The organism is Nonomuraea sp. NPDC050328, assembly GCF_044459405.1.
Lineage (GTDB): Bacteria > Actinomycetota > Actinomycetes > Streptosporangiales > Streptosporangiaceae > Nonomuraea.
This window is the reverse complement of sequence record NZ_JBITIW010000001.1, coordinates 1,063,553-1,087,982: the sequence shown is the minus strand read 5'-3', so window position 1 is coordinate 1,087,982 and position 24,430 is coordinate 1,063,553. Positions and strand designations below refer to the sequence as shown.

Below are 24,430 nucleotides of genomic sequence, written 5' to 3'. Positions count from 1 at the left end.
TGCTGTAAGTGGCATTCGGGGACATCGTCAAACGTTTTCTGGTCGACACGAGGCCGCTGAAGGTCCCCGCGTACCGGCGGCTCTGGATCGGACAGGTCGTCTCGTCCGTGGGCGTCTCGGTGACCGTGATCGCCGTCTCGCAGCACGTCTGGGAGCTCACCCACTCCTCCTTCTGGGTGGGCATGCTCGGCCTGGCCAACCTGCTGCCGCTGGTCGTCTTCGGGCTGTGGGGCGGCGCCATCGCCGACGCGGTGGACCGGCGCAAGCTCCTGGTGGTCGGCTCGGCCATCGCCTGGGCCAGCGTGCTGTTCATCCTGCTGATCGCGCTGTTCGACGCGGCCAGCGTGCCGATGCTGCTGGCCGCGGTGGCGGTCGGCGCGACCGGGTTCGCGATCAGCTCGCCCACCCGTGGCGCGATCATCCCCAGGCTGCTGCCCGCCGAGCTCGTGCCGGCCGCCAACGCGCTCAACTCGCTGGGCATGATGGGCATCGTCGTCGGCCCGATGATCGGCGGGGTGGCGCTGGCCGTCTCCGGCTACGCCGCCGCCTACGCGGTCGACTTCGTCCTCTTCGCGGCCAGCGTCTACGCCGCGCTCCGGCTGCCGGCGCTGCCGCCGCAGGGGGTCGTCACCCGGCCCGGCGCGCGGGCGATCTGGGAGGGGCTGCGGTTCATCGCGCACACCCCGATCCTGCTGATGTCCTTCGTGGTGGACATCATCGCCATGGTTTTCGCGCTCCCCAGGGCGCTGTTCCCCGAGGTGGTCGACGCGCGCTTCGGCGGCTCGACGATCGCGCTGGGCTGGCTGACCTCCGCCATGGCGATCGGCACCGTGCTGGGCGGCCTGTTCTCCGGCTGGGTCGGCCGGGTGCGGCGCCAGGGGCTGGCGCTGACGATCGTGATCGCGGTGTGGGGGCTGGCGGTGGCCGCCGCCGGGCTGGTGCACGAGCTGTGGCTGGTCGTGGCCTTCATGGCGGTGGGCGGCGTGGCCGACATGGTCTCGTCGGTGTGGCGGCAGTCGATCCTGCAGCTCTACGCGCCCGACGAGATGCGCGGGCGGATGCAGGGGGTCTTCATGGTCGTGGTCGCGGGCGGGCCGCGGCTGGGCGACCTGCGGGCCGGGGGCACGTCCGAGGCTTTCGGGCTCACCACGGCGTGGGTGGGCGGGGGACTGGCCTGCGCGGCGGCCGTGCTCGTGGTCGGGCTTGCCGTACCGGGGTTCAGGAACTACCGGCCCCAGCGGCAACCTTGAGGTCGGCGAGCAGGCCCGCGTAGGCCTGCTCCCGATCGGGCGCGCGCAGGACCGCGGAGGGATGGATGGTCGCCACGGCGAGCGCGTCGTGGAAGGGCAGCACCTGGCCGCGCTGGCGGGTGACGCGGAAGGAGCGCCCGAGCAACGACTGGGCGGCGGTGGCGCCGAGGAGGACGACCACGCTCGGGTGGATCGCCGTGAGTTCGGCGTCGAGCCACGGACGGCAAGCGTCGATTTCCGCCGCGGTCGGTTTCTGATGAATCCGTCTTTTACCTTTCATCGTGAAAGAGAAGTGTTTGACGGCATTAGTGACATAGGTCTCCTCGCGCGCGATGCCCGCCTCTTCCAGCGCGCGGTCGAGCACCCGCCCGGCCGGGCCCACGAAAGGCTCGCCCCGGCGGTCCTCCTGATCGCCCGGCTGCTCGCCGACGAGCACGTAACGAGCCTTCGCCGGCCCCTCGCCGAAGACCGTCTGGATCGCGTCGCGGTAGAGGCCGCAGCCCTCGCAGCGCGCGGCCGCCTCGCGCAACGAGCCGAGATCCGGCTCGCCGGGAAGGAACTGGGCCGCTCCGGTGTTTCCGTCCGTTGCCATCGCCGGTCGTTCTCCCAATAGGGTTTCTCGGGGGAGTCCCCTGCCCGACGACCGGCACAGCATTCAGGAGGGAGGAGCCTTGACCGCACACGGCTTGATCGACACCACGGAGATGTACCTCCGGACGATCTACGAGCTCGAAGAGGAGGGGATTGTTCCCCTTCGTGCGCGTATCGCCGAACGGCTCCAGCAGAGCGGCCCCACCGTGAGCCAGACCGTGGCCCGGATGGAGCGTGACGGGCTGGTCCGCGTCGAGGGCGACCGGCACCTGTCGATGACCGACCTGGGCCGCACCCTGGCCGTCCGGGTCATGCGCAAGCACCGGCTCGCCGAATGCCTGCTCACGCAGGTGATCGGCCTGCCCTGGGAAGAGGTGCACATCGAGGCGTGCCGCTGGGAGCACGTCATGTCGGAGTCGGTGGAGACGAGGCTGGTCTCGCTGCTCGACAACCCCACGGTCTGCCCGCACGGCAACCCGATCCCAGGTCTGGCCGAGCTCGGCGCACCCGAGGGACTGGAGGCCGAGAGCGTGCTCCGGTCGATGACCGACGTCGCGGGACCCAGAGATATACCCGTTGTCGTCCGCCGAATTAGCGAACAAGTGCAAAGCGATCCCGCTGTGATGCTTAAACTCAAGCAAGTTGGGATACAACCCGGACGCGAGGTGACGCTCGCGGCGAGCGACGACGGTGTGCGGGTGACAGGTGACGACGAGGCGCAGAATTCTCTCGCGGAGCTTCCGCGTGAGATCGCCGCGCACGTTTTCGTCTCGGCCCGCTGACCGGCGAGGTCGGCGGTCCGATCCCGAAGGGGAGCCCCTCCACTCCCGGAACACGACTGTTGCAGGAGCGCCCGTGGTTCGCTTTGTGCACATGCACCTTCGAGGAGTGGTCTCCGGATGAAACGGTGGGGAGACCTGTCCCAGGACGCGCTGGACCACCTGTCCGCCGCGTCCGTGCTGGACAACGCTGAGATGGCGGTGGTCGTCACCGACCGGTTCAGCAACCTGCTCTACTGGAACCCGTTCGCCGAGAAGCTCTTCGGGCGCTCGGGCCGGCCCTCCGCCCGGGAGCAGTCGGTTCTGTCGCTGGGGATCATGGAGAAGGACCATCCCCTGGCGATCGAACTGGCCAAGCACGTGCTCAAGGGCGGCGTGTGGGAGGGCACCTTCGACGTCCGGCGCGGCGACGGCACGATGATCTACGTCCGGGCTCAGGCGGTGCCCCTGCGGCACTCCTCGGGCTCGGCGACGGGCATCGTGATCATCGCCCGCGAGGCGATGCGCTCCAACGAGCGGGAGAAGGACCGGTTCGGCCTGCTGGAACGGATCGGGGAACGGCTGGCCGGCTCGCTCAACGTCGAGGAGACGTTGAAGCGGGTGGCCGAGATGCTCGTCCCGCAGTTCGCCGACCACTGCTTCATCGAGCTCATGGAGGGCGACCGGCTCGTCCGGCGCGTCTCCCAGCACGTCCAGGGCTGGACCCCGCCGCCCGGCACGTGGAAGCAGGTCGGCTCCGAGATCAGCTACCAGGCCGGCCACTACGCCGACACCGCGATGCGCCGCCAGGAGACCATCTTGGTCGAGGACTTCGCCTCCAGCAGCTTCCCCAGCCCCGGCGAGGGCAGCGCCCGGCTCTGCGGCGAGGTCGGGATGACCTCGGCGATCGTGGCCCCGCTGTGCGTGCGCGGCGAGACGCTCGGCCTGATGTACCTCGGCCTGTCCAACCTCACCGACCGGCGCAGCCCCCACTACGACGCCTTCGACCGCGACTTCGTCGGCGCCATCGCCACCCGCGTGGCGCTGGCCATCGACAACGCGCTGCTGTTCGAGGAGGAGCGGCACACCGCCGAGTCCTTCCAGAAGCACCTGCTGCCCCGCGCCCTGCCGCAGCTCGACGGCCTCGACATCGCCGTCCGCTACTACCCGGCCGCGCCGCTGGCCTCGCACGGGCAGGGCATCCAGACCCAGGTGGGCGGCGACTGGTACGACGTGATCCCGCTCTCGGCGGGCCGGGTCGGCATCGTCATCGGCGACGTCGAGGGCCGTGGCGCCAAGGCCGCGGCGATCATGGGGCAGCTCCGCGCCGCGCTGCGCGCGTTCGCCCAGGACGACAAGCCGCCGGCCGACATCCTGGCCAAGCTGGACGAGTGGACCCGGGTCATCTCCACCCCGGAGTACGACGAGAGCGGCGCCGAGATCAGCGTCCCGCCGATCGTGACCTGCCAGTACCTCGTCTACGACGCCTGGTCGCGCGAGCTGTCCTTCGCCAACGCCGGGCACGCCCCGCCGCTCGTGCTGCGCGACGGCGCCTGCGAGGAGCTGGAGATCAAGGAGGTCGGCCAGCCGCTCGGCGTCCGCGCCAAGGGCATGCACGCCGACCTGGTCTACAAGGAGGAGACGCTCACCCTGCCGTCCGGCTCGGCGCTGCTGCTCTACACCGACGGCCTGGTGGACCGCCGTCCCGGCCGCGAGTCCGGCGGCCGCATGCCGAGCGACGAGGAGACGCTGGGCGTGCTCTGCGAGCAGCTCGCCAAGGTCGCCGACGCCCCGGTCGAGCGGATCGCCGACGCTGCCACCATCGCCGTGCCCGGCGAGATCGACGACGACATGGCGATCCTGGTGATCCGCTCCAGCGACACTGACCTGCACGTCGAGCAGCGCACCTTCCCCGCCCAGCCGATCATGGTCGGCGAGGCGCGGCGGATGGCCGCCGACGCCTTCACCGAGTGGAACGTCCCCGAGGAGCGCGCCGAGCTGGCCTGCCTCCTGGTCTCCGAGGTCGTCACCAACGTCGTGCTCCACGCCGCCAGCGCCAGCATCCCGCGCCGCGAACTGGTCATGGAAGGCCCGCCGCTGCCCTTCGAGGAGTCGTGGGACGTGCCCGGCTTCGAGGAGGAGGCCATCGGCGAGAAGGAGTTCACCCTCCGCATCCGGCGCGGCGAGGAATCGGTGTGGGTCGAGGTCTTCGACCAGGACCTCCGCCTGCCGCGCATCCGCAGCGCGGGGGAGAACGACGAGGGCGGGCGCGGCCTCTACCTCGTCGACCAGCTCGCCAAGCGTTGGGGCTCGCGTCCGACCAAGGAAGGCAAAGCCGTCTGGTTCGAGATTCCCACCCGTAGCCGCTGAGTGGTTCACTCGACGGCATGGAGCTGGCATTCGAGCGCCGCGGATCCGGACCGGCGCTGATCCTCGTCCACGGCATCGGCCACCACTGGCAGGCCTGGCGGCCGGTCCTCGACCGGCTCGCCGAGCACCACGACGTCATCGCGGTCGACCTGCCGGGGTTCGGGCGCTCGCCCGGGTTGCCGGCGGGCGTGCCGTACACCGCCGAGAGCCTGGCCGACGCGGTCGAATCCTTCTGCGCGCTGCTCGGCGTCCGCGAGCCGCACGTGGCGGGCAACTCGCTCGGCGGCTACATCGCGCTGGAGCTGGCCTCCAGGGGTGGAGTCAGTACGGCTACCGCCCTGTCGCCGGCCGGGTTCTGGTCGCGCGCCGAACTGGTGTGGGCGCAGTCGGTGCTGCGGGCGATGCGCGCCTCGGCCCGATCCACCGACCCCCGGCTCGCCGGCCGGCTGGCCGAGAACCCGGCGGGACGGGCATTGTCGTCTGGGCTGTTGGTCGCGCATCCCGCCCGGCTCACGCCCACCGCGCTGGCCGAGGCCACGCAGGCGCTCGCGGAGTCGACCGGCTTCGACCGGACGCTCGCCTCCTTCGGCGGGCTGCTGCCGCCCGCGCCGCCGAAGTCGCCGATCACCATCGCGTGGGGCGAGCACGACCGGCTGCTGCTGCGCCGCCAGGCCGTACGGGCGGCCAAGTGGTCCGGGCAGCGGGTCAAGCTGCTCAAGGGCTGCGGGCACGTGCCGATGAGCGACGATCCCGCGCTGGTGGCCGGGGTCATCCTCGAAGCGTCTGGCCCCAGATCAGCAGCATGGCGATGATGAAGACGATCATCACGCCCGCGTAGCCGACCGGGCCCAGCCGCAGGGCCCGCCGCACGCGGTTGAGGCCCCAGGCGAACAGTAAGGCCAGGAAAACCAGGAGGATCAGGCCGCCGTCCATATTCTCCAGTTTGTCAGAGAATCCGGCGCGGCGGCCTGCTGTCGGGGGTCAGAGATTTCGGGGCAGCGGCCTGCAGGTGGCGGTCAGAGGTTCAGGGACCGGCCGATGATCTCCTTCATGATCTCCGTCGTCCCGCCGTAGATGGTCTGGACCCGGCCGTCCAGCCACGCCTTGGCCACCGGGTACTCCAGCATGTAGCCGTAACCGCCGTGCAGTTGCAGGCAGCGGTCGATGACCTTGTTCTGCAGCTCCGTGGTCCACCACTTGGCCTTGGCCGCGTCCACCACCGTGAGCTCCTTGGCGTTGAGCGCCACGATGCACTTGTCCACGTAGTGCCGGGCGATCTCCACCTCGGTGGCCAGCTCGGCCAGCACGAACCGGGTGTTCTGGAACTTGCCGAGCGTGCGGCCGAAGGTCTGCCGGGTCCGGCAGTACTCCAGCGTCATCTCCAGCACCGCCTCGGCCGCCGCCACCGCGACCACCGCGATCGACAACCGCTCCTGCGGCAGGTTGTTCATCAGATGGAAGAAGCCCTCGCCCTCGTTCGGGCCCAGCCGGTTGGCCACCGGCACCCGGACGTTCTCGAAGAACAACTCCGCGGTGTCCTGCGCCTTCAGCCCGACCTTCTCCAGGTTGCGGCCCCGGGTGAAACCCTCCATCCCGCGCTCCACCACCAGCAGCGTGATGCCCCGCGCGCCCTCCGCCGGATCGGTCTTGGCGACCACGACGACCAGGTCGGAGTTGATGCCGTTGGTGATGAAGGTCTTCTGGCCGTTGACCACGTAGTGGTCCCCGTCGCGGATCGCCGTCGTCCTGACCCCCTGCAGGTCGCTGCCCGCACCCGGCTCCGTCATCGCGATCGCCGTGATCAGCTCGCCGCTGGCGAAGCCCGGCAGCCACCGCTGCTTCTGCTCCTCGTCGGTCAGCTCCACCAGGTACGGCGCGACCACGTCGTTGTGCAGCCCCCAGCCCAGACCCGAGGCGCCACTCCGGATGATCTCCTCGATGATCACCGTGTTGTAGCGGAAGTCGGTGATCCCGGCCCCGCCGTACTCCTCGGGCACCGAGAACCCGAACATCCCGACCTCGCCGGCCTTCTTCCACACCTCGCGCGGGATGATGCCGTCCTTCTCCCACTGGTCGTGGTGAGGGGTGACCTCGCGCGCCATGAACTCCCGCACGGTCTCCCTGAACAGCAGGTGCTCTTCCTCGAAGAGGTCTCTCCGCATCGCTCGCCTCCAGGCTGGGATCAGTCGGTTCAGAATATCGTTCTGGTGCTTCCTGGGCCGAGACACGGGTTCATCACAAGTCGTGGAGAGGGTCCTGTTTGGTTTCGTTTCGGCCTCTAAGATCTACCTTTGGTTTACTGGTGTGATCGGAGTGTTCCGTGAGTCGCATGCGTCTGGCATTGGCCGCCTCCGCAGTCGGGCTTTCCGCGGCTACCGCGCTGGTCGCCACCACGGCGTCCTCGGCGCAGTCCGCGGAAGTGGGCATCGTCGCCCGCTACCTCTGTACCGGCGGCGTCGCCGGAAGTATCGGGGTCCCCGTCGAGGCTCTGGTCACTCCGAAGGTCCTGGCCGGCAGCCCCGGTCCGCGGCTGGCGGTGGAGTACAAGCTCACCTACGACGCGGTCCGCCGCTTCGGCTCTCCCGGCTACTTCGCGGCAGGTTCGATCCTGAGCCTCGAAGCGGCCGTCAACATCAGCGGCGCCTGGAACGGCAGGCTCTACCCCAAGGGCGGTGTGCCCCAGCCTCAGCTCGAGCCGGGCAACTACCTGGAGACCCCGTCCGGCCTGTCCGACGCGGGCTCGGTGGAGCGCGACGGCACGATCCGGATCAAGCTCGACGGGCTCAAGGTCAAGTTCACCCCCGCCGAGGGCGAGGTCGTGGTGAACAACCACCGGCCCGACATCACCTACACCGGCGGATGGGTGCGCGAGCACACCGAAGAGGAGTTCGGCGACCACCTCAACGACCTGCACACGACCTCGACGAAGGACGCGATCTCCAAGTTCACCTTCGTCGGCACCCAGGTCGCCTACGTCGGGCGTCGCGAGCGCGACCTCGGCGACGTGCGGGTCCTCCTTGACGGCCAGCCGGTGACCGACTCGCTGGTGAAGCCGGGTCGCGACCGGAACGGCATCGAGATGACCGGGACCAAGAGCAAGGAAGTGCTCTGGGAGTCTCCCGTGCTCGCCTACGGGCAGCACACGGTCGAGGTCATCAACACCGAGGACAAGAAGGCCTACGTCGACGCCTTCCGGGTGCGCACCGGCAAGATGCTCAACCCGCCGGAGTACAACCAGGCGACCTGCACGCTGCAGAGCGGTCCGGACGAGATGGAAGTGACCATCACCAAGCCGAGCCCGTCGCCCACCACCACTACGACCCCGCCCCCCACCAGCACGACCACCCCGCCTCCCACCGAGACGGATGACCCGCCCACCAACCCGGGCAACCCCGACGACGACGACCACGATCACCACCAGAACCCGTACCCGATCATCCAGCTCCCCGAGCGGGCGGTCGGGCAGCGGCAGGGGACGACGACGACCACCACCCCGACGCCCACGCCAACGCCCACCAAGACCACCTACGTCAAGGCCCAGGTGCTCAAGACCCCCAAGGGCGGCGTGGCCTCGGGTGAGGCGCCCGATCCGGGCAGCGAGCCGTACTACCTGCTCCTGGGCGGGAGCGTGCTCCTGGTCGGCAGTACGGCAGGCGGACTGATGATGCGACGGCGCCGCGTGGCGCTCCCGAAGGGGATCCAGGCATGAGCAAGAAGCTGCTTCCCGGCCTGATGGTGGCCGGTTCGCTGGCCGGTGTCGGCGCGATCATGGCCGGGCTCCTGATGCTCGTGCCGCCGGTGGACGACGGTTCGCGGGTCTCGCCCCTGGCTGCGCAGGGCGTGGTCAAGGTCGACGTCCAGAACGCGGGCGCCTTCCAGCTCCCGGCGTCGGTCGGCCCGGGCGGGCTCGGCACGGACGGCCAGCCGCTCCCGCTGACCGCCGCCCAGCTCCAGGCGCCGCCGCCGCCTGCCGCGGACCCGAAGAAGATCACCAAGCCCTTCGCCACCACCGCGCGGGGCAAGGTGCGTCCGCTCCGGATCCGCATCCCCAAGATCAAGGTCAACGCGCCCGTCGGCCGGGTCAGCGTGAACGAGAAGGGCGACCTCGGCGTGCCCTCGCTCGCCAAGCCGAACCTCACCGCCTGGTACCGCTTCAGCCCGGTCCCCGGCGCGGTCGGCCCCGCGATCATCAACGGCCACGTCAACACCCGCAAGGGCGCCGCGGTCTTCAACCGGCTGCGGGAACTGTCCAAGGGCGACAACATCTACGTGTCGCGTTCCGACGGCAAGGTCGTGCGCTTCACCGTCAGCGGGATCGAGCAGGTCAGCAAGTCGTCCTTCCCGACCGACCGGGTCTACGGGAACACCTCCGACTCGCAGCTCCGGCTGATCACCTGCGGCGGCGTGTACAACGCCGCCGACCACAGCTACACGGACAACATCATCGTTTACGCGACGTTGTCACTGAAGAAAGGTTGATGCCGGGTACATCTGGTGACCTTGTGACGGTTTTTGCGGTTTCCGGGCAATTCCCAGGGACAGTTCGTAGGATCTCAACCTAACTGTGACCCACGACTGGAATCCTGGATCGCCTGTTGAACCGGTCATCTGTGCTGAAACGGAGATTGACAGTGTTGACGTCCAAGGCGTGGCTTCGCCGCTTCGCCCGCAAGAGTTCCGCCTTGGGCGCGATGGTGGTTCTGACGGGCTCCGTTCTGACTGTGCTCGGCACGGCTCAAGCGGCGCACGCTGCGGTCGACCAGACGATGACCATCAACTTCACCTGCACCGGCGGGGCCTTCGCCGGCACCACCAACGTGCAGGCGAAGATCACTACTCCGGATGCGGTGGCCAGCGCGACGACGAGTTTCCCGGTGAAGTGGGACTTCGTCTCCCTCAAGCCGACCAAGGAACTCGCGGCACAGACGAAGATCGAGATCGAGGGCGACCTCACGGTGACCGGCGGCACGCCCGCCGCCCTTGCCATCGACCAGAACATGACCCTCACCACCGCCGCCTCAGCCAATGCCAACATCACGGTCCCTCAGAAGAGTGAGACGGTGACGCCGTCCGGCGCGACCGTAACCGTCGCGCCGCCTGCGGCAGGCACGCTGGGCGTCATGCTGCGCACTGTGGCGGCGACCGGGACCGCGGAGGAAGAGACGACCTGCAACGTCACCAGCGCCACTCCGACCAACCTGATCACCACCACTTCCGGCGGCGGAGGCGGAGGGACGGGCACCGACGTCATCGACTACAAGTGCACCGGCCCGACCGCTAGTGACGTCCAGAACGTCCAGATCAAGGTCGAGCTGACTGCTCCGACGGACGCCAAGGTCGGTTCCCAGTTCACGATCAAGTGGAAGGGCACCTACACGGCAGGCAAGGAGCTGAAGGGCCCGGCGACCGGCACGTTGGGTGCCAAGATCTTCGCCTATGCGACGCTGACCGGCATCACGGGACTCACGTCGGCTACAGGAGATGGCACGACGGGCACCGTCACCGCCAACCAGCCGATCACGCTTCCCGCCGCTGGAATCGACCTGAAGTCCACGGCCAGCGCCGCCGGCACCGCCACGATGAAGGCGGGTGCGGTGAACTTCGGCGCGAATTCGACAGGCGGCACGGAGCCCAAGATCCAGTGCGAGGTCCAGACCGCCAACCCGAAGACCTGGACCTTCACCGTCGCCGCGGCCACCGGGAACAACCCGACCCCTACGCCAACCCCCACCCCGACCACCCCCCGCCCCACCACGACCAAGACCGTGGTGGTGACGGAGACGCCGAAGACGCCGATCGGGAAGGTCACCAAGACGCCGAAGGCTGGGGCCGAGACCGGTGGCGGTGGGGAGATGGGGCCGGATGGGCGGAACTTCGTGATGGCGGGCACCGCGATGATCCTGGCGGCCGGGGTCGGTGGGCTGATGATGCGGCGTCGCCGTAGCGTCCGAGGGTGACCGTGGAGACCAGCAGCAAGGTACTCAGGTCGACGCTGATCTTCGCGGCGGTCCTGGGCGTGGTGACGGTGGTCGTCGGGCTTCTGATCATGGTGATGAACCCGGCGGAGTACGGCCTGGCCAGCGAGCGCGACTCGCTGAGCGTGGACGCCCAGCCGCAGCCCCAGGCCGAGGGCCAGGGCCCGGCGAAGCAGGTGTTGTGGTCGGCCCCGCCCACGGCCCCGCCGCCGCTGCCGCAGGTGGTGCCCGCACCGCCGATGCAGCCGAGCACGCCCAAGCGTCTGATCATCAAGCGGCTGGGCGTGAACGCCCCGATCCGCGACGTCGGCATCGACAAGAACGGCGCGATCGAGACCCCGCCGGCCGACAACACGAACCTGGTGGGCTGGTACCGGCACGGTCCGACCGCCGGGCAGAACGGCCCGGCGGTGATGCTGGGCCACAAGGACACCAGGACGAAGAGCGCGGTGTTCAGCCGGGTCGGGGAGATCCGCAACGGTGACATCATCGAGGTGCAGCGCTACGACGGCACCACCGCGGTGTTCACGGTGGGCGGCGTGGAGCAGATCGGCAAGACGGTGTTCCCGACGGAACGCGTGTACGGGGATCAGGAGAACGCGCAACTGCACCTGATCACCTGCGGCGGCACGTACAACAGGAAGACCGGGCACTACACGGACAACATCATCGTCTACGCGACGATGACGAGCTCTTATAGGTCGTGAGGGAGAGGCCGGCATGGGCTGGTTGGCGAAACGACGTATCAAGACCGGCCCTACTGCGATATTTCCGAAAAAGCCGGAAAAATCGCAGCTCCTGGCCCTGATCCTCCTGGCCGACCCCGAAGCCAGGCAGGACCGCGACGACATCCTGGCCGCCGACTGCCGCATCCACGCCCCGGTCGAGGTCGAGCCGGAGCTGACCGGCGGCGAGTTCGACACCCCGTGGGCCTGCCGGGTCGAGGCCGAGGGCCCGCTCCCGCTGGACTTCTTCGACCGCTACCTGGCCGAGGGCCTGGCCCTGCGGCTGGAGGGCCTGACGGTCTGCCGCGGCGAGGTGGTGGATCCGGCCGACGAGGACGAGAAGTTCCTGGTCCTGCTCCCGGTCCGCCCCCAGCCCGAGGAACTGGAAGAGCTGCTCGGCGAGGCCGAGGACCGCGACTACGGCGTCGTGGAGTACAAGGACGCCGTGCTGATCCCGGCCGCCGACCCCTCGCCGGCGGGCCGTACGCTCGAGCCGTACAGCTCCGAGCCCTGCCGCATCGAGCTGGAGGACCGGGAGGTCGCGCTGGCCCTGGCCGAGCGCTTCCAGGGCATCGCCGTCGACCGCTGGCGCTTCCGCATCGACTGACCCGCGGGGCCGAGGCCCGTGCGCAACTAGAACGTCGCTCTGGGGGAGTGTAGGCTGCCACTTACCGAATGAAGTTCTGGAGGCATCGTGGCAGAGGCGTACATCGTCGGAGCGGTCCGTACCCCGGTCGGCAAGAAGAAGGGCGGGCTGTCCACCGTCCACCCGGTCGACCTCGCCGCTCACACGCTGAAGGCGCTCATGGACCGCACCGGCGTCGACCCGGCCGCGGTCGAGGACGTCATCATGGGCTGCGTCATGCAGTTCGGCCCGCAGAGCATGGACATCGCGCGCAACGCCTGGCTGTCGGCCGGCCTGCCCGAGACGACCGCCGGTGTGACCATCGACCGGCAGTGCGGTTCCTCGCAGCAGTCGATCCACTTCGCCGCCCAGGGTGTCCTGTCCGGCACCCAGGACCTGGTGGTGGCGGCGGGCGTGGAGTCGATGAGCATCGTCCCCATGGGCTCCTCGATCACCGCCGCGCTGGAGAAGGGCATGCCCTTCCCGTTCGGTGACGGCTGGGTGGAGCGGTACGGCAAGCAGGAGATCTCCCAGTTCCGCGGCGCGGACCTGATGAGCCAGAAGTGGGGCCTGGAGCGCCCCGAGCTGGAGCGCTTCGCCTACGAGAGCCACCAGCGCGCCGCCAAGGCGATCGCCAACGGCTACTTCAAGGACCAGATCGCCCCGATCAACGGCGTCGAGGACGACGAGGGCCCCCGCCCGGACAGCACGCTGGAGAAGATGGCCGAGCTCCAGCCCGTCCCCAACCGCACGCACATCACCGCGGCGACCGCCTCGCAGATCTCCGACGGCTCCGGCGCGGTGCTGATCGCCTCGGAGCAGGCGGTGCGCGAGCACAACCTGACCCCGCGGGCCCGGATCGTGCAGCTCGCGCTGATGGGCGACGACCCGGTCTACATGCTCACCGCGCCCATCCCCGCCACCCAGCGGGCGCTGAGCAAGGCGGGCCTGAGCATCGGCGACATCGACGTCACCGAGATCAACGAGGCTTTCGCGCAGGTCCCGCTGGCCTGGATCAAGGAGCTGGGCGCCGACCCGGCCAAGGTCAACCCGAACGGCGGCGCCATCGCGCTGGGCCACCCGCTGGGCGCCACCGGCGCGATCCTGATGACCAAGCTGCTGCACGAGTTGGAGCGCACCGGCGGACGCTACGGCCTGCAGACGATGTGCGAGGGCGGCGGCCAGGCCAACGTCACCATCATCGAGCGCCTTTAGAAAGCAAAAGAAGAGGGGCCCCCTGATCCAGGGGGCCCCTCTTCTACTTGATGGAGCCCGCGGTCAGCCCGCCGACGACCTTCCGCTCGATGAGCGCGAAGAGGATGATCACCGGAATGGTGGCGATCACCGAGCCGGCGAACAGGTGCTGCCAGTCCACCTGGTACTGACCGATGAAGGAGTTCAGCGCCACGGTCAGCGGCTGGTTCTCCTTCGAGGTGGCCAGGACGAGGGCGACCACGAACTCGTTCCACGCGGCGATGAAGGTGAAGATGAGCGCGGTGATGACGCCCGGCATCGCCAGCGGGAGCGTCACCCGGAACAGCGCGCCGAAGCGCCCGTTGCCGTCGATGAAGGCGGCCTCCTCCAGCTCGCGCGGGATGGAGGAGAAGTAGGCGTTCAGGATCCAGACCGCGAACGCCAGGTTGAACCCGCCGTTGACCAGGATCAGCGACCACACCGAGTCGACCAGCCCGAACTGGAAGAACTCCCGGTAGATGCCGACGAGCATCGCGGTCGGCTGGAACATCTGGGTGATCAGCACCAGGATCAGGAAGCCGGTGCGGAAGCGGAAGTTGTGCCGCGCGGTGTAGTAGGCCGCGGGCAGGGCCACCAGCAGCACCAGCACGGTCGAGCCGCCGGCCACCTGGAGGGTGACGACGAGGTTGTCGACCAGGCCGCTGGTGAAGAAGTCGGTCAGGTTGCCCCACTCCCACACCGGGGGCAGGATCGTCGCCTCGCGCAGCGACTCCTGGGAGCGCAGCGAGGTGAGCAACATGATCACGTACGGGAAGATGAAGATCAGCGCGATCACGTAGGCGACCGCGGCGACGATCACCGTCTTGATCTTGGGCAGTTGCCGCCGCGGGCGGTGGCTCAGCGCGTGGGCCATCACGCGACCTCCGTCTTCCACTTGGAGACCTTCAGGAAGATGACGGTCAGCACGATCACCATGCCGAAGTTGACCACCGACATCGCGGCCGACTCGCCCAGGTCGGAGCCCTTGAGCACGTACATGAAGATCGTCGAGGTCGCCGTCTGGTAGCTGGGCCCGCCGCCGGTCATCGACCAGATGATCGGGAAGCTGTTGAAGACGTTCATGACGTTGATCAGCGCCGCCACGGTGAGCGCCGGGCGCAGCAGCGGCAGCGTGATCGACCAGTAGATGCGCGGCTTGCTCGCCCCGTCCATGCGCGCGGCCTCGTAGATGTCCGAGGGGATCGTGGCCAGGCCGGCGATCAGCGCGTAGGTGGTGAAGGGCACCGAGACGAAAACCGCGACGAAGATCAGCCACGGCATCGCCGTCGAGGGGTCGCCGAGCAGGTCGGCCTCGGCGCCGCCCATCGCGGGCAGGAAGCCGAGCTTGACGCGGATGATGTTGATCAGCCCGACCTCGGGGTCGAGCATCCAGCGGAAGATGATCGAGGTCATCAGCACCGAGGCCGCCCACGGCGCGATGAGCGCCCAGCGGGCCACCTTGCGGCCGGGGAAGCGCTGGTTGAAGAGCTGGGCGAGAGCCAGCGAGACGAGCACGGTGAGGCTGACGACGGCCACGACCCAGACCACGCTGCGCCCCATGATCGGCCAGAAGTTGGGGTCGTCGAACAGCTTCTCGTAGTTCTTCGTGCCGTTGCCGCCCGAGACCACACCGAACTTGCTGATCTTCAGGAAGGACGACCTGACCATTTCGATGATCGGCCAGATGACGACCAGCGCGATCAGCACGACCGCCGGTCCGACCCAGGCCAGGGGCTCGAGGGCGCGCAACCCCTTCGCTCTACGCTGCATCATTCTGCTTCCTTCGTGCGAGAAGGCACGGCAGGCGGAGTCGTGCCTCCGCCTGCCGTACCTTCACCAGGGTCAGCTACCGTCGGCGATCTTCTGCAGGTTGTCCAGGGTCCCGTTCGGGTCCTTGACGATGTTGCCGATCGTCTGCTGGGTCTGGGTCTTGACCTCTTCCCACTTGGGGTCGGTGAAGGGGTAGAAGGTGGCGTTCGGGAGCACGTCGAGGAAGGGCTTGAGCTTCTCGTCGCTGCTCAGCGCGGTGGCCGCGGACTGCGTCACCGGCGTGAACTTGTAGGTGTCGATGATCTTCTTGGAGGCGTCGGGGGTGCCGTAGAAGAAGTCGAAGAACTTCTTGATCTCTTCCTTGTGGCCGTTCTTGTTGAAGGCCATCATCCAGTCCGCGACACCGAGGGTGGTGGTCAGCGGGCCGGACTTGCCGGGGGTCACGGTCACGCCGTACTTGCCGTTGACGGCGCCCTTGTCGAAGCCGGGCATCGCCATGGGTCCGCCGTTGACCATGCCGATCTTGCCGGCGGCGAAGTCGGCCCACACGTCCTTGCGGTTCTTGGTGCCGGGGTTCGGGGTGGTGAGCCCGGCGTCCACGAGGCCCTTCAGGAAGGTGAAGGCCTCCTTGTTCTGCGCGGAGTTGATGGCCCACTTGCCGGAGGCGTCGGTGTAGCCGCCGCCGTTGCCCATCATCCACAGGAAGGACTCGGCCTGCGCCTCCTCCTGGCCCAGCGGGAGACCGTACGGCTGGCTGACGCCGGCGGCCTTGAGCTTCTCGGCCGCGGCCTTCAGCTCGTCCCAGGTCTTCGGCGGCTCGGCGATGCCGGCCTTCTCGAAGAGCTCCTTGTTGTAGAACAGCGCGCGCGCCGAGGAGATGAACGGCACGCCGTACATCTTGCCGTCGGCCTCGCCGAGCTTGGCGAAGCTGGGCAGGATGTCGCTCTTGACGTTCGGCGACATGACGTCGTCGATCGGGTAGAGCAGCCCCTCCTTGACGTAGCCGGCGTAGCCGCCGAGCTGCAGGATGTCGGGGACCTGACCGTTCTGGATCAGGGTGGCGACCGCGTCGTCGATGCCGGTCCAGCTCAGGACCTTGACGTCGACCTTGATGTTCGGGTTGGCCTTGGTGAAGGACTCGGAGATGCCCTTCCAGAAGGTCTCGCTGGAGTTGGGCGCGCCCGGGCCGTCGCCGTACTCGGCCGCCACCAGGCTCAGGGTCACGGGCTCGCCGCCCGCGGCCTTGGTCTCGCCGCCGCCCGCCGGGGCGGTTCCGGAGCCGGAGCCGGAGCCGCAGCTGGCGAGGGTGAGCACTGCGGCGAGGGCCAGAGCGGCCCCGCCTACGAACTTCTTGTTCACCGTCTAAACCGCCTTCTCGTCGGGCGCGCGTCTGGTCTATACCACCGCGGGAAGCCGCCCAGGGATGGGGTCGCGAGAGCCACTGCTCCACGCGTTTGCGTCAGCGTAGGCCGCTGTCCAACACGCGGTCTATACCGGTGCATATCGGTTTGAAAACGGAAGAGCAAAACCGGTCTAGACCGCCACTTACGTGACGGATCGCCGCACGTTCTCCCCGCCGGTCGGCGCGCCGATCCACGGGCCGTCCGTGGAGGGGTCGAGAATGCCCTCCTCCAGGAAGGCGTAACGGCCCTCCAGCACGTACCGCGCGAGCCGTACCTCCTGCTTGTCGCTGTTGTCCCACAGCCGGGCGAGCAGCGCGTCCACCCGGCGCCGGGCCTGGAAGCAGAAGGTGTCCGCCAGCTCGTACGGCCGGCGGCCCAGCTCGCGGGCGTCCTCCTCGGCCTTGACGATGACCGCTGTCATGGCGAACAGCTCGGCCCCGATGTCGACGACCCGCCCGAGGAAGCCCTGCCGGTGCTCCAGCCGCCCCTGCCAGCGCGACATCCCGTAGAAGGTGGACCGGGCCAGCTTGCGACTGGTCCGCTCCACGAACCGCAGGTGCCGGGCGAGCGGCCCGAAGTCGCCGTACCCGGTGGGCAACTGGCCCGCGCCGGTGAGCAGGGACGGCAGCCAGCGCGCGTAGAAGGCGCCGGCCCGCTTGAGCGCGCGGGCCCGCTCCTGCCGGCCGGCGTCCGGCTGGATCAGCTCGCCAGCGGCGGCCAGGTGCGCGTCCACGGCCTCGCGGGTGATGAGCAGCTTCATGATCTCCGAGGAGCCCTCGAAGATGCGGTTGATCCGCAGGTCGCGCAGGATCTGCTCGGCCGGCACGCCCCGCTCGCCGCGCGCCGCCAGCGACTCGGCGGTCTCGTAACCGCGCCCGCCCCTGATCTGGACCAGCTCGTCCACCGCCTGCCACGCCATCTCGCTGGCGTAGAGCTTGGCCAGCGCCGCCTCGATCCGGATGTCGTTGGCTGCGTCGTCGGCCATCCGGCTGGTCAGCTCGCAGATCGCCTCCAGGGCGTAGGCGGTGGCCGCGATGAAGGCGATCTTCTTGGCGACCGCCTCGTGCTCGCCGACCTGGCGTCCCCATTGCACGCGGGCCGTGCTCCACTCGCGGGCGACCTTGACCGCCCACTTCGCGTTGCCCGCGCAGGTCGCCGGGAGCGCCAGCCGCCCGGTGTTGAGCGTGGTCAAGGCGATGCGCAGGCCGTCGCCCTCGCGGCCGATCAGGTTGCGCGCCGGCACGCGCACGTCCTCGAAGGTGGTCACGCCGTTCTCGATGCCGCGCAGGCCCATGAACTGGTTGCGCCGCTGCACGGTGATGCCGGGGGAGCCGGCCTCGACCACGAAGGCGCTGATCCGCTCGCCGGTGCGGGCCATCACGACCAGCAGGTCGGCGATCACGCCGTTGGTCGTCCACAGCTTGACGCCGTTGAGGACGTAGTCGTCGCCGTCGCGCACCGCCGTGGTGGACAGCCGCGCCGGGTCGGAGCCGACGTCCGGCTCGGTCAGCAGGAACGCCGAGATCTCGCCGCGGGCGCAGCGGGGCAGGAACTCCCGCTTCTGCTCCTCGGTGCCGAACAGCTTCAGCGGCTGCGGCACGCCGATCGACTGGTGCGCGGAGAGCATGGTCGCCAGCGCCGGGCTGTAGGAGCCGACCAGCATCAGCGCCCGGCAGTAGTAGAGGTACGGCAGGCCGAGCCCGCCGTACTCCTCGCTCGTGGTGATCCCGAAGGCGCCGAGCTCGGCCAGCCCGCGGACCACCTCGTCGGGCACCAGCGCCTCCCGCTCGATGCGGGCCGGGTCCACCTTCGTGTCGAGGAACCTGCGGACCGCCCGGACGAACTCCTCACCCCGCTTGGCCGCCTCCTCCGGCAGCGCGGGCGCCGGATGCACCAGCCCGAGCTGGAAGTCCCCGAGGAACAGTTGCTTGGCGAAGCTCGGCCGCCGCCACTCCTTCTCCCTGGCTTGCTCGCCGAGCTCTCTTGCCTTGGCGTACTCGCTCATGGCGTCCTCCCGCCGACGTTACCTCTCGGGCCGGAAGGCGACTACCCGCATCTCCGCGCTAGTTGCACCCGCAGTCGCAGCCGTTGCAGCAGCCGTCGCCGTCGGAGTCGCCGCAGCACTTGCAGCAGTCACAGCACTGGCAGCAGTCGCAGATGCCGTCGCAGTGGGAGCTCTGCTGCTTGTTCGGGTCCTGTTCCTGCTTGGCCGAGGCCACGTGCCGGATGCCCGCCGCGCCGTCCATGGCGTGGGTGGCGGCGCGGGCCACCTCGCGGACCAGCAGCGTGCGCGCCAGGGCGGGCCGGACCAGGTCGAGCTCGGCGAAGGCCACCTCGATGCCGTAGCAGGCGTCCTCGCACAGCCGCCGGGCCTCGGCCAGGCCGGTGCCGGTGGCCAGGAGCGGGTTGAAGGCGCCGCGGCGGCGGTCCTCGGCCAGGTCCTCGGCGGCGTCCACGAGATGCACGATCCGGCCGAAGAAGCGGCCGATGTCGCCCAGCGCGGCGGCGTTGTGCGGCTTGCCGGCCAGGACCGCGGTGTGCGCGAAGGCGGCGGCGACCGCGGTCTCGGTGGGTTCGGTGAGCTCCAGCAGGCCGCGGGTGGGGTCGGCTTCGAGCGCGGCCTGCCGTGCGACGGCGTCGGTCAGCACGGAGGTGTCGAAACCGACCGCCGAGCCGCCCCGCGCGCCGGCGGCGTCCCAGCGCGTGGCCATCCGCGCGGCCGAGGCGGTGACCAGCCGCCGGCCGTCGCCGTCGGCGGCGTGGTCGCGGGCCTTGGCGGCGGCCAGCACGAGCGAGACGGCCGCGGCCAGCCGCGCGCCCTCGTCGTGCGCGCTGAGCACGTCGGCGCCCTTGAACCCGCGCAACGCGCAGGCCATCGCGCGTCGGCGGGGCGAGACCTCGGGGCGCTGCGCCTCGACGAGGACCGAGATGAGCAGCCCGTCGTAGTTGGTGACGAGCCGGCTGAGGTGGCCGTGCTCGTCACGCAGGGTCAGGCAGAGTCCGCACAGGTGGGACATCCACTCGCGATGGAGGTTGCCGCAGAGGCGATGACGGCACGGGCGGACAATTCCGAACATTCCCGGTATTTAACCGGGAATGTCGGTCCGGCAGAAGGGCGGATGTCCGATTCAGTGAGGAACGCGGGCCACGCAGAACACCGTCTGGCCGAACGGCGGCCGGATGAAGCGCTCGATCAACCGGGTCGCGGGCACCACCGTGCGGTCGTAGATCTTGACCAGCCTCGGGTCGGGGTAGCCCACGCCGCCCCGGCGCACCGCCGCCCACCAGGCGATGCCGCCCAGGAAGTTGATCGGCTTGAGCACGTCGATGTCGAGTCCGGCCTTGGCGACCGTGGAACGCAACGTCTTGGGCGTGTACCGCTGCACGTGGCCGACCTTGCGGTCGAAGTCGCCGTAGAGCTGCATGTAGCCCGGCACCCAGATGACGATCCGGCCGCCCGGCTGAGTGACGCGCGCCAGCGAGCGCAGCGCCTCGGCGTCGTCCTCGATGTGCTCCAGAACGTTCATCATCACGACCGTGTCGACCTTGTCCTCCAGCGGGATGTCGGTCGGCAGCCCGAACTGCAGCACCCCCACGTCGGGGTTGTCGGCGAAGCGCTTGCGGAGCTGCTCCACGCAGTAGGGGTCGAAGTCGCTGACCACGAGCCGGTCGAGGCGCGGCAGGAACTGCTCGGCGAAGTGCCCCAGGCCCGAGCCGATCTCCAGCAGCGAACGGCCCACGTGCGGCGCGACCATGTCGAACTCGTACTGCCGGTAGTTCTTGGCCTCGTCGCCACCCAGGTGGTTCTCCAAGGCCTCGTCACCGGCGGCCGGTTGTACTACGCGGTCGTAGCCAGACATGCGTTACGGTCCTTCGCGAGAGGTCACGGATTGCCAGAGTCTAATGCCCGGGACCGACCCCGGTTCACCAAAAGCCCTTCCCCCAAGCCTGCCCCATGCGATGGAATCCTGTCGCTGCCATGGACGACGAAGAGGCCGTTGCCCGCTCGCTCGCCGGCGACCTGGGCGCCTACGAGGCGCTGGTCGCCCGCTACAGCGCGCTCGCCCATCGCACCGCCGCCATGCTCGGCGCCGGCGACGAGGCCGAGGACGTGGTGCAGGAGGCCTTCGTGAAGGCCTACCGCCACCTGGCCGGCTTCCGCCGCGACGCGCCCTTCCGCCCGTGGTTGCTGCGCATCGTCGCCAACGAGACCCACAACCTCACCCGCTCGCGCGGCCGCCGCTCCGACCTGACCGTACGGCTCGGCGCCCAGGCCCCGGTGACCGCGCCCGACGACCCCGAGGGCAGCGCGGTGGCCGCCGACCGCCGCACCCGCCTGCTGGAGGCGGTGCGCCGGCTGCCGGAACGGGAACGCGAAGCCGTGGTGTGCCGGTACTTCCTGCAGTTGTCCGAAGCCGAGACCGCCCAGGTGCTGGACTGCCCGGTGGGCAGCGTCAAGTCCCGCACGCATCGCGGGCTGGCCCGGTTGCGGGAGGAGGTGGGCCATGACCTCGCGTGACGATCGCGACCTGGAGGCCGAGCTGCTCGCGCTCGGCGACCTGCTCGACGTGCCCGCCCCGCCGCCCGCCGAGACGGCGGCAGCCGTACGAGCCCGGCTGGAGCGGCCGGAGCCCGAGCCCCGCCCGGCCGGCCGCGTGCCCGCGCGACGCCGGTGGGGACTGATCGCGGTGATCGTCGCGGTCGTGCTCGCGCTGGCCGCCGCCGCGACGATCTGGGTGGTGCGCTCCACCGGCGTGGAGATCCGCGTCGGCGACCCCGGCCGGACCCCGACCGCCACCGCGAGCCTGCCGGCCGAGCGCGAGGCCACCCTGGAAGAGGCCCGCCGCGTCGCGCCCTTCCCGCTGCGCCTGCCCGCCGAGCTCGGCCCGCCCGCCCGGGTCCGGGTCGCCGAGTGGGGCCGCATCGTCACCATGACCTGGCCGGACGGCGTCCGGCTCGACCAGTTCGCCGGCGGGGTCAGCCCGATGTTCCTCAAGCGGATGGGCGGCGCCGACTGGCCGGAGGAACTCGCCATCGGCGGCGGCAGCGGCTGGTGGATCGCCAAACCGCACGTGTTGTCCTACCTGACCCGCCAGGACGGCCGCGAGGTGCCGCTCCGGGTGGCCGACGCGACGCTCGTGTGGGGCGAGGGCGAGGTCGGCCACCGCCTGGAGGGCGTCAAGGACCGGGACCGCGCCCTGGAGGTCGCCCGCTCACTGCGGTGAGACGAGCCAGTCGTCGATCTCCTTCAGCGCGTGCTTGCGCATCGACTCCGGCGCGGCCGACGACCTGATCGACTGCCGCGCCAGCTCGGCCAGCTCCGCGTCGCGGAAGCCGTACACGTGCCTGGCCAGCTCGTACTGCGGCAGCAGCCGCGCACCGAACAGCAGCGGGTCGTCGGCCCCGAGCGCCAGCGGCACCCCGGCGTCGAACAGCCGCCGCACCGGCACGTCGGCCGCCTGCTCGACCACGCCCAGGCCGATGTTGGAGGTCGGGCAGACCTCGCAGCAGATCTGCCGGTCGGCCAGCCGTTCCATCAGCCGCGCCGACTCCGCCGCCCGCACGCCGTGCCCCACCCGGTCGGCGCGCAGGTCATCGACGCACTGCTCGACGCTGCGCGGCCCGAGCAGTTCACCCCCGTGCGGTACGGCCAGCAGCCCGCCCCGCCTGGCGATGCGGAAGGCCGCCTCGAAGTCACGCGCCTGCGCCCGCCGCTCGTCGTTCGACAACCCGAACCCCACCACCCCCTTGTCCACGTACTGCGTGGCCAGCCGGGCGAGGGTGCGGGCGTCGAGCGGGTGCCGGGTGCGGTTGGCCGCGACGATCACGCCCATGCCGATCCCGGCCGCGCGCGCCGCCTGCTCGGTGGCGTCGAGGACCAGCTCCAGCGTGGCGGTCAGCCCGCCGAACCGCTGGGCGTAGCCGGACGGGTCCACCTGGATCTCCAGCCAGCGCGACCCCTCGGCCGCCTCGTCCTCGGCCGCCTCGCGCAGCAGCCGGTAGACGTCCTCGGGGCGGCGCAGGACCGAGCGGGCGATGTCGTAGAGCCGCTGGAAGCGGAACCAGCCGCGCTCGTCGGTGGCCCGCAACTTGGGCGGCCAGTCCTCTTCCAGCGCGTCGGGAAGGTGGATGCCCTGCTCGCGGGCGAGCTCGATCAGCGTGGAGTGCCGCATCGAGCCGGTGAAGTGCAGGTGCAGATGGGCCTTGGGCAACGTGTGCAACGGTCGTTCCATATTGCCTCTCAACCTTATGCCCTGCGGCCGCGTTGGGAGGGCGAAAGGGGAGTCCATGACCGATGAAGACGAGGCGGCCTTCGATGAGTTCGTCGCTGCCAGAAGCACCTCCCTGCTCCGGACCGCGGTCCTGGTCTGCGGCGCTTCCGTCCACGACGCCGAGGACCTGGTCCAGCACGCGCTGGAGAAGGTCTACCGGCACTGGGCACGCATCCGCGAGGACAACCCCGAGGCGTACGCCCGCCGGGTCGTGGTCAACGCGGCCATCTCGCGCTCGCGCCGGCGCCGGGTGATCCAGGAGATCACCTTCGCCCGGCTGCCCGACACCCCCGCCCTCGGAGCCGATCCCGACCTGCGCGACTCCCTGCTCGGGGAGCTGCGCCGCCTGCCGCCGCGGATGCGCGCGGTGCTGGTGCTGCGCTACTGGGAGGACCGTTCCGAAGCCGACACGGCCGCGTACCTCGGGTGCTCGGTCGGCACCGTGAAGAGCCAGGCCGCACGGGGGCTCGCCCGCCTCCGCGAGCGCGTCCTCGACCTGGAAGGAGCACTGCGATGAGCACCGTGGAAGACCTGCTGCGCGAGGCGATGAGCCGGGAGGTGGAGGACGTGCGCGGCCCCGCGGGCCTGGCCGCGGCGGTACGGCGTGGCAGCCGTGCCCGCCGGCTGCGCGCCCGGGCGGTCGGCACGGCCCTGGTGGTCGTCGCCGTCAGCGGGGGCGCGGCGTTCCTCCTGGTCGAACCGGAGCCTGCGGGCAAGAACGCCGCCACCTCGGCCAGCGTCGTCACCGAGGTGGCCGTCCCCGACGTCGTCAAGATGCCCCCCGAGCAGGCGTCCGCCAGGCTGGAGCAGGCCGGGCTCAAGCCGGTCCTGCGCACCGATCCCGGCGAGGTCACGAGTCAGGACCCGGCGGCCGGCACCCTGGTCAAGCCCGGCACCGAGATCCAGCTCTACTCCGCGCGGAAGCGGGCCCAGCACCTCGGCGACCTCGGCGACGGCCGCGCCTTCGGCGGGATCCGGCTGACCTACCTGCCCGACGACCTCAGGTGGGGGAGGTGGTCGGTCAAGGACACCTTCGGCGTCACCAGCTACTCGACCACCTACGACGAGCCGGGCCACCCGCAGGGCTACTACGGTCTCCAGGTCTTCGTCTTCGAGGGGAAGGCCACCGAGGACCCGGCGAAGCTCCTGGAGAAGATGGACGACCGGGTCGACGTGGGCTCGGCCGAGGGCGGGATCGCCAGCGTCCACGAGACCGGCAGCCTGCACGACCTCGGCGTCACCGGCGAGCTCCAGACGCCGACCGTGGTGTGGCCGCTCGGCGACCTGTGGGTCCAGATCAAGATGAGCCCCGACCGCGCCGCCAAGCTGGGCGGCACCGACGCGGTCAAGGAGGAGCTCCTCAAGGTCGCCAGGGGAGTGGAGCGGACCGGCTGACCGGCGGACACGCGAACGCCCCGGCCGGTATGGACCGGCCGGGGCGCACGTCGTGTCCGCGAA

At 69.9% G+C, this 24,430-nt stretch carries 24 protein-coding genes; 14 read left to right on the top strand and 10 right to left on the bottom strand.

The features are described from left to right. The first annotated feature begins 8 nt into the window (after positions 1-8). Entirely contained in the window at positions 9-1,250 is a 1,242-nt protein-coding gene (locus tag ACIBG7_RS05025; protein WP_357915606.1) for an MFS transporter, read from the top strand. On the opposite strand, the gene ACIBG7_RS05020 is transcribed toward ACIBG7_RS05025, so the two are convergent. Beyond that, a complete protein-coding gene (locus ACIBG7_RS05020; protein WP_397335201.1) occupies positions 1,219-1,842 on the bottom strand; it encodes a UdgX family uracil-DNA binding protein in 624 nt (207 codons plus the stop codon). The genes ACIBG7_RS05025 and ACIBG7_RS05020 overlap by 32 nt on opposite strands. A 79-nt stretch (positions 1,843-1,921) precedes the next feature. Here ACIBG7_RS05020 and ACIBG7_RS05015 point away from each other — a divergent pair, with 79 nt between their 5' ends. From ACIBG7_RS05015 to ACIBG7_RS05005, 3 genes are all read left to right on the top strand, one after another. Beyond that, positions 1,922-2,623 carry a metal-dependent transcriptional regulator gene (locus ACIBG7_RS05015; RefSeq protein WP_357915612.1) on the top strand — a complete coding sequence of 234 codons (702 nt, stop codon included), beginning with the start codon at positions 1,922-1,924 and terminating at the stop codon, positions 2,621-2,623. Between the two features lie 117 nt (positions 2,624-2,740). Next, complete coding sequence (locus tag ACIBG7_RS05010; RefSeq protein WP_357915615.1) at positions 2,741-4,969, top strand: SpoIIE family protein phosphatase; 2,229 nt, start codon at positions 2,741-2,743, stop codon at positions 4,967-4,969. A 17-nt stretch (positions 4,970-4,986) separates the two neighbouring features. Further along, positions 4,987-5,781, top strand: a complete 795-nt coding sequence (locus tag ACIBG7_RS05005) for an alpha/beta fold hydrolase (protein ID WP_397335200.1) — start codon at positions 4,987-4,989, stop codon at positions 5,779-5,781. On the opposite strand, the gene ACIBG7_RS05000 is transcribed toward ACIBG7_RS05005, so the two are convergent. Then, complete coding sequence (locus ACIBG7_RS05000; protein WP_357915620.1) at positions 5,738-5,902, bottom strand: hypothetical protein; 165 nt, start codon at positions 5,900-5,902, stop codon at positions 5,738-5,740. The two genes, ACIBG7_RS05005 and ACIBG7_RS05000, sit on opposite strands and share 44 nt — an antisense overlap. 83 nt (positions 5,903-5,985) lie before the next feature. Then, positions 5,986-7,131: an acyl-CoA dehydrogenase family protein gene (locus tag ACIBG7_RS04995; protein ID WP_397335199.1), complete on the bottom strand. Its 1,146-nt coding sequence runs from the start codon at positions 7,129-7,131 to the stop codon at positions 5,986-5,988. A 167-nt stretch (positions 7,132-7,298) separates the two neighbouring features. On the opposite strand from ACIBG7_RS04995, the gene ACIBG7_RS04990 reads away from it, so the two are divergent. The 6 genes from ACIBG7_RS04990 to ACIBG7_RS04965 all read left to right on the top strand — a co-directional run bounded on the left by ACIBG7_RS04990 (position 7,299) and on the right by ACIBG7_RS04965 (position 13,509). After that, the gene (locus ACIBG7_RS04990) at positions 7,299-8,678 is read left to right on the top strand and encodes a hypothetical protein (protein WP_397335198.1); all 1,380 of its coding nucleotides are present in this window, start codon (positions 7,299-7,301) and stop codon (positions 8,676-8,678) included. Next, positions 8,675-9,448 carry a class F sortase gene (locus ACIBG7_RS04985; protein ID WP_357915629.1) on the top strand — a complete coding sequence of 258 codons (774 nt, stop codon included), beginning with the start codon at positions 8,675-8,677 and terminating at the stop codon, positions 9,446-9,448. Before ACIBG7_RS04990 ends, ACIBG7_RS04985 begins: the two co-directional genes overlap by 4 nt. Before the next feature lie 152 nt (positions 9,449-9,600). Continuing rightward, complete coding sequence (locus ACIBG7_RS04980) at positions 9,601-10,926, top strand: hypothetical protein (RefSeq protein WP_397335197.1); 1,326 nt, start codon at positions 9,601-9,603, stop codon at positions 10,924-10,926. Beyond that, on the top strand, positions 10,923-11,651 hold the full coding sequence (locus tag ACIBG7_RS04975) for a class F sortase (RefSeq protein ID WP_357915635.1): 729 nt from the start codon (positions 10,923-10,925) through the stop codon (positions 11,649-11,651). The genes ACIBG7_RS04980 and ACIBG7_RS04975 overlap by 4 nt, the downstream gene beginning before the upstream one ends. Before the next feature lie 13 nt (positions 11,652-11,664). Next, positions 11,665-12,276: a hypothetical protein gene (locus ACIBG7_RS04970; RefSeq protein WP_397335196.1), complete on the top strand. Its 612-nt coding sequence runs from the start codon at positions 11,665-11,667 to the stop codon at positions 12,274-12,276. An 87-nt stretch (positions 12,277-12,363) separates the two neighbouring features. After that, positions 12,364-13,509 (top strand): acetyl-CoA C-acetyltransferase, encoded by a 1,146-nt coding sequence (locus ACIBG7_RS04965; protein WP_397335195.1) that lies wholly within the window; start codon positions 12,364-12,366, stop codon positions 13,507-13,509. Between the two features lie 43 nt (positions 13,510-13,552). Here the strand turns inward: ACIBG7_RS04965 and ACIBG7_RS04960 are convergent, their stop codons facing one another. From ACIBG7_RS04960 to ACIBG7_RS04935, 6 genes are all read right to left on the bottom strand, one after another. Further along, positions 13,553-14,401, bottom strand: coding sequence for a carbohydrate ABC transporter permease (locus ACIBG7_RS04960; protein ID WP_397335194.1), 849 nt, complete (start codon positions 14,399-14,401; stop codon positions 13,553-13,555). After that, on the bottom strand, positions 14,401-15,300 hold the full coding sequence (locus tag ACIBG7_RS04955) for a sugar ABC transporter permease (protein ID WP_357915647.1): 900 nt from the start codon (positions 15,298-15,300) through the stop codon (positions 14,401-14,403). The genes ACIBG7_RS04960 and ACIBG7_RS04955 overlap by 1 nt, the downstream gene beginning before the upstream one ends. Positions 15,301-15,369: 69 nt before the next feature. Further along, positions 15,370-16,656, bottom strand: a complete 1,287-nt coding sequence (locus ACIBG7_RS04950) for an extracellular solute-binding protein (protein WP_397335193.1) — start codon at positions 16,654-16,656, stop codon at positions 15,370-15,372. A 186-nt stretch (positions 16,657-16,842) separates the two neighbouring features. Further along, the gene (locus tag ACIBG7_RS04945) at positions 16,843-18,705 is read right to left on the bottom strand and encodes an acyl-CoA dehydrogenase family protein (RefSeq protein ID WP_397335192.1); all 1,863 of its coding nucleotides are present in this window, start codon (positions 18,703-18,705) and stop codon (positions 16,843-16,845) included. Between the two features lie 58 nt (positions 18,706-18,763). After that, positions 18,764-19,777, bottom strand: coding sequence for a DUF5685 family protein (locus tag ACIBG7_RS04940; RefSeq protein WP_397335191.1), 1,014 nt, complete (start codon positions 19,775-19,777; stop codon positions 18,764-18,766). A gap of 51 nt (positions 19,778-19,828) precedes the next feature. After that, positions 19,829-20,560, bottom strand: coding sequence for a class I SAM-dependent methyltransferase (locus ACIBG7_RS04935; protein WP_397335190.1), 732 nt, complete (start codon positions 20,558-20,560; stop codon positions 19,829-19,831). A gap of 119 nt (positions 20,561-20,679) precedes the next feature. Between ACIBG7_RS04935 and ACIBG7_RS04930 the strand changes: the two genes are divergently transcribed. Continuing rightward, on the top strand, positions 20,680-21,219 hold the full coding sequence (locus ACIBG7_RS04930; protein WP_357915662.1) for an RNA polymerase sigma factor: 540 nt from the start codon (positions 20,680-20,682) through the stop codon (positions 21,217-21,219). Further along, a complete protein-coding gene (locus ACIBG7_RS04925; RefSeq protein ID WP_397335189.1) occupies positions 21,206-21,925 on the top strand; it encodes a hypothetical protein in 720 nt (239 codons plus the stop codon). Before ACIBG7_RS04930 ends, ACIBG7_RS04925 begins: the two co-directional genes overlap by 14 nt. On the opposite strand, the gene ACIBG7_RS04920 is transcribed toward ACIBG7_RS04925, so the two are convergent. Continuing rightward, the gene (locus ACIBG7_RS04920) at positions 21,914-22,933 is read right to left on the bottom strand and encodes an adenosine deaminase (protein ID WP_397335188.1); all 1,020 of its coding nucleotides are present in this window, start codon (positions 22,931-22,933) and stop codon (positions 21,914-21,916) included. The genes ACIBG7_RS04925 and ACIBG7_RS04920 overlap by 12 nt on opposite strands. 55 nt (positions 22,934-22,988) lie before the next feature. On the opposite strand from ACIBG7_RS04920, the gene ACIBG7_RS04915 reads away from it, so the two are divergent. Next, positions 22,989-23,489, top strand: coding sequence for a SigE family RNA polymerase sigma factor (locus ACIBG7_RS04915; protein ID WP_357915669.1), 501 nt, complete (start codon positions 22,989-22,991; stop codon positions 23,487-23,489). Further along, positions 23,486-24,367: a PASTA domain-containing protein gene (locus ACIBG7_RS04910; protein ID WP_397335187.1), complete on the top strand. Its 882-nt coding sequence runs from the start codon at positions 23,486-23,488 to the stop codon at positions 24,365-24,367. Before ACIBG7_RS04915 ends, ACIBG7_RS04910 begins: the two co-directional genes overlap by 4 nt. Positions 24,368-24,430 lie beyond the last annotated feature (63 nt).

Coding starts and splice junctions, on each gene's coding strand:
- ACIBG7_RS05005 (WP_397335200.1), top strand. CDS start 4,987: ATGGAGCTGGCATTCGAGCGCCGCGGATCCGGACCGGCGCTGATCCTC.
- ACIBG7_RS04920 (WP_397335188.1), bottom strand. CDS start 22,933: ATGGAACGACCGTTGCACACGTTGCCCAAGGCCCATCTGCACCTGCAC.
- ACIBG7_RS04930 (WP_357915662.1), top strand. CDS start 20,680: ATGGACGACGAAGAGGCCGTTGCCCGCTCGCTCGCCGGCGACCTGGGC.
- ACIBG7_RS04995 (WP_397335199.1), bottom strand. CDS start 7,131: ATGCGGAGAGACCTCTTCGAGGAAGAGCACCTGCTGTTCAGGGAGACC.
- ACIBG7_RS04925 (WP_397335189.1), top strand. CDS start 21,206: ATGACCTCGCGTGACGATCGCGACCTGGAGGCCGAGCTGCTCGCGCTC.
- ACIBG7_RS05020 (WP_397335201.1), bottom strand. CDS start 1,842: ATGGCAACGGACGGAAACACCGGAGCGGCCCAGTTCCTTCCCGGCGAG.
- ACIBG7_RS04990 (WP_397335198.1), top strand. CDS start 7,299: ATGCGTCTGGCATTGGCCGCCTCCGCAGTCGGGCTTTCCGCGGCTACC.
- ACIBG7_RS04935 (WP_397335190.1), bottom strand. CDS start 20,560: ATGTCTGGCTACGACCGCGTAGTACAACCGGCCGCCGGTGACGAGGCC.
- ACIBG7_RS04940 (WP_397335191.1), bottom strand. CDS start 19,777: ATGTTCGGAATTGTCCGCCCGTGCCGTCATCGCCTCTGCGGCAACCTC.
- ACIBG7_RS04985 (WP_357915629.1), top strand. CDS start 8,675: ATGAGCAAGAAGCTGCTTCCCGGCCTGATGGTGGCCGGTTCGCTGGCC.
- ACIBG7_RS04960 (WP_397335194.1), bottom strand. CDS start 14,401: ATGGCCCACGCGCTGAGCCACCGCCCGCGGCGGCAACTGCCCAAGATC.
- ACIBG7_RS05000 (WP_357915620.1), bottom strand. CDS start 5,902: ATGGACGGCGGCCTGATCCTCCTGGTTTTCCTGGCCTTACTGTTCGCC.
- ACIBG7_RS04970 (WP_397335196.1), top strand. CDS start 11,665: ATGGGCTGGTTGGCGAAACGACGTATCAAGACCGGCCCTACTGCGATA.
- ACIBG7_RS04945 (WP_397335192.1), bottom strand. CDS start 18,705: ATGAGCGAGTACGCCAAGGCAAGAGAGCTCGGCGAGCAAGCCAGGGAG.
- ACIBG7_RS04955 (WP_357915647.1), bottom strand. CDS start 15,300: ATGATGCAGCGTAGAGCGAAGGGGTTGCGCGCCCTCGAGCCCCTGGCC.
- ACIBG7_RS05010 (WP_357915615.1), top strand. CDS start 2,741: ATGAAACGGTGGGGAGACCTGTCCCAGGACGCGCTGGACCACCTGTCC.
- ACIBG7_RS04910 (WP_397335187.1), top strand. CDS start 23,486: ATGAGCACCGTGGAAGACCTGCTGCGCGAGGCGATGAGCCGGGAGGTG.
- ACIBG7_RS04915 (WP_357915669.1), top strand. CDS start 22,989: ATGACCGATGAAGACGAGGCGGCCTTCGATGAGTTCGTCGCTGCCAGA.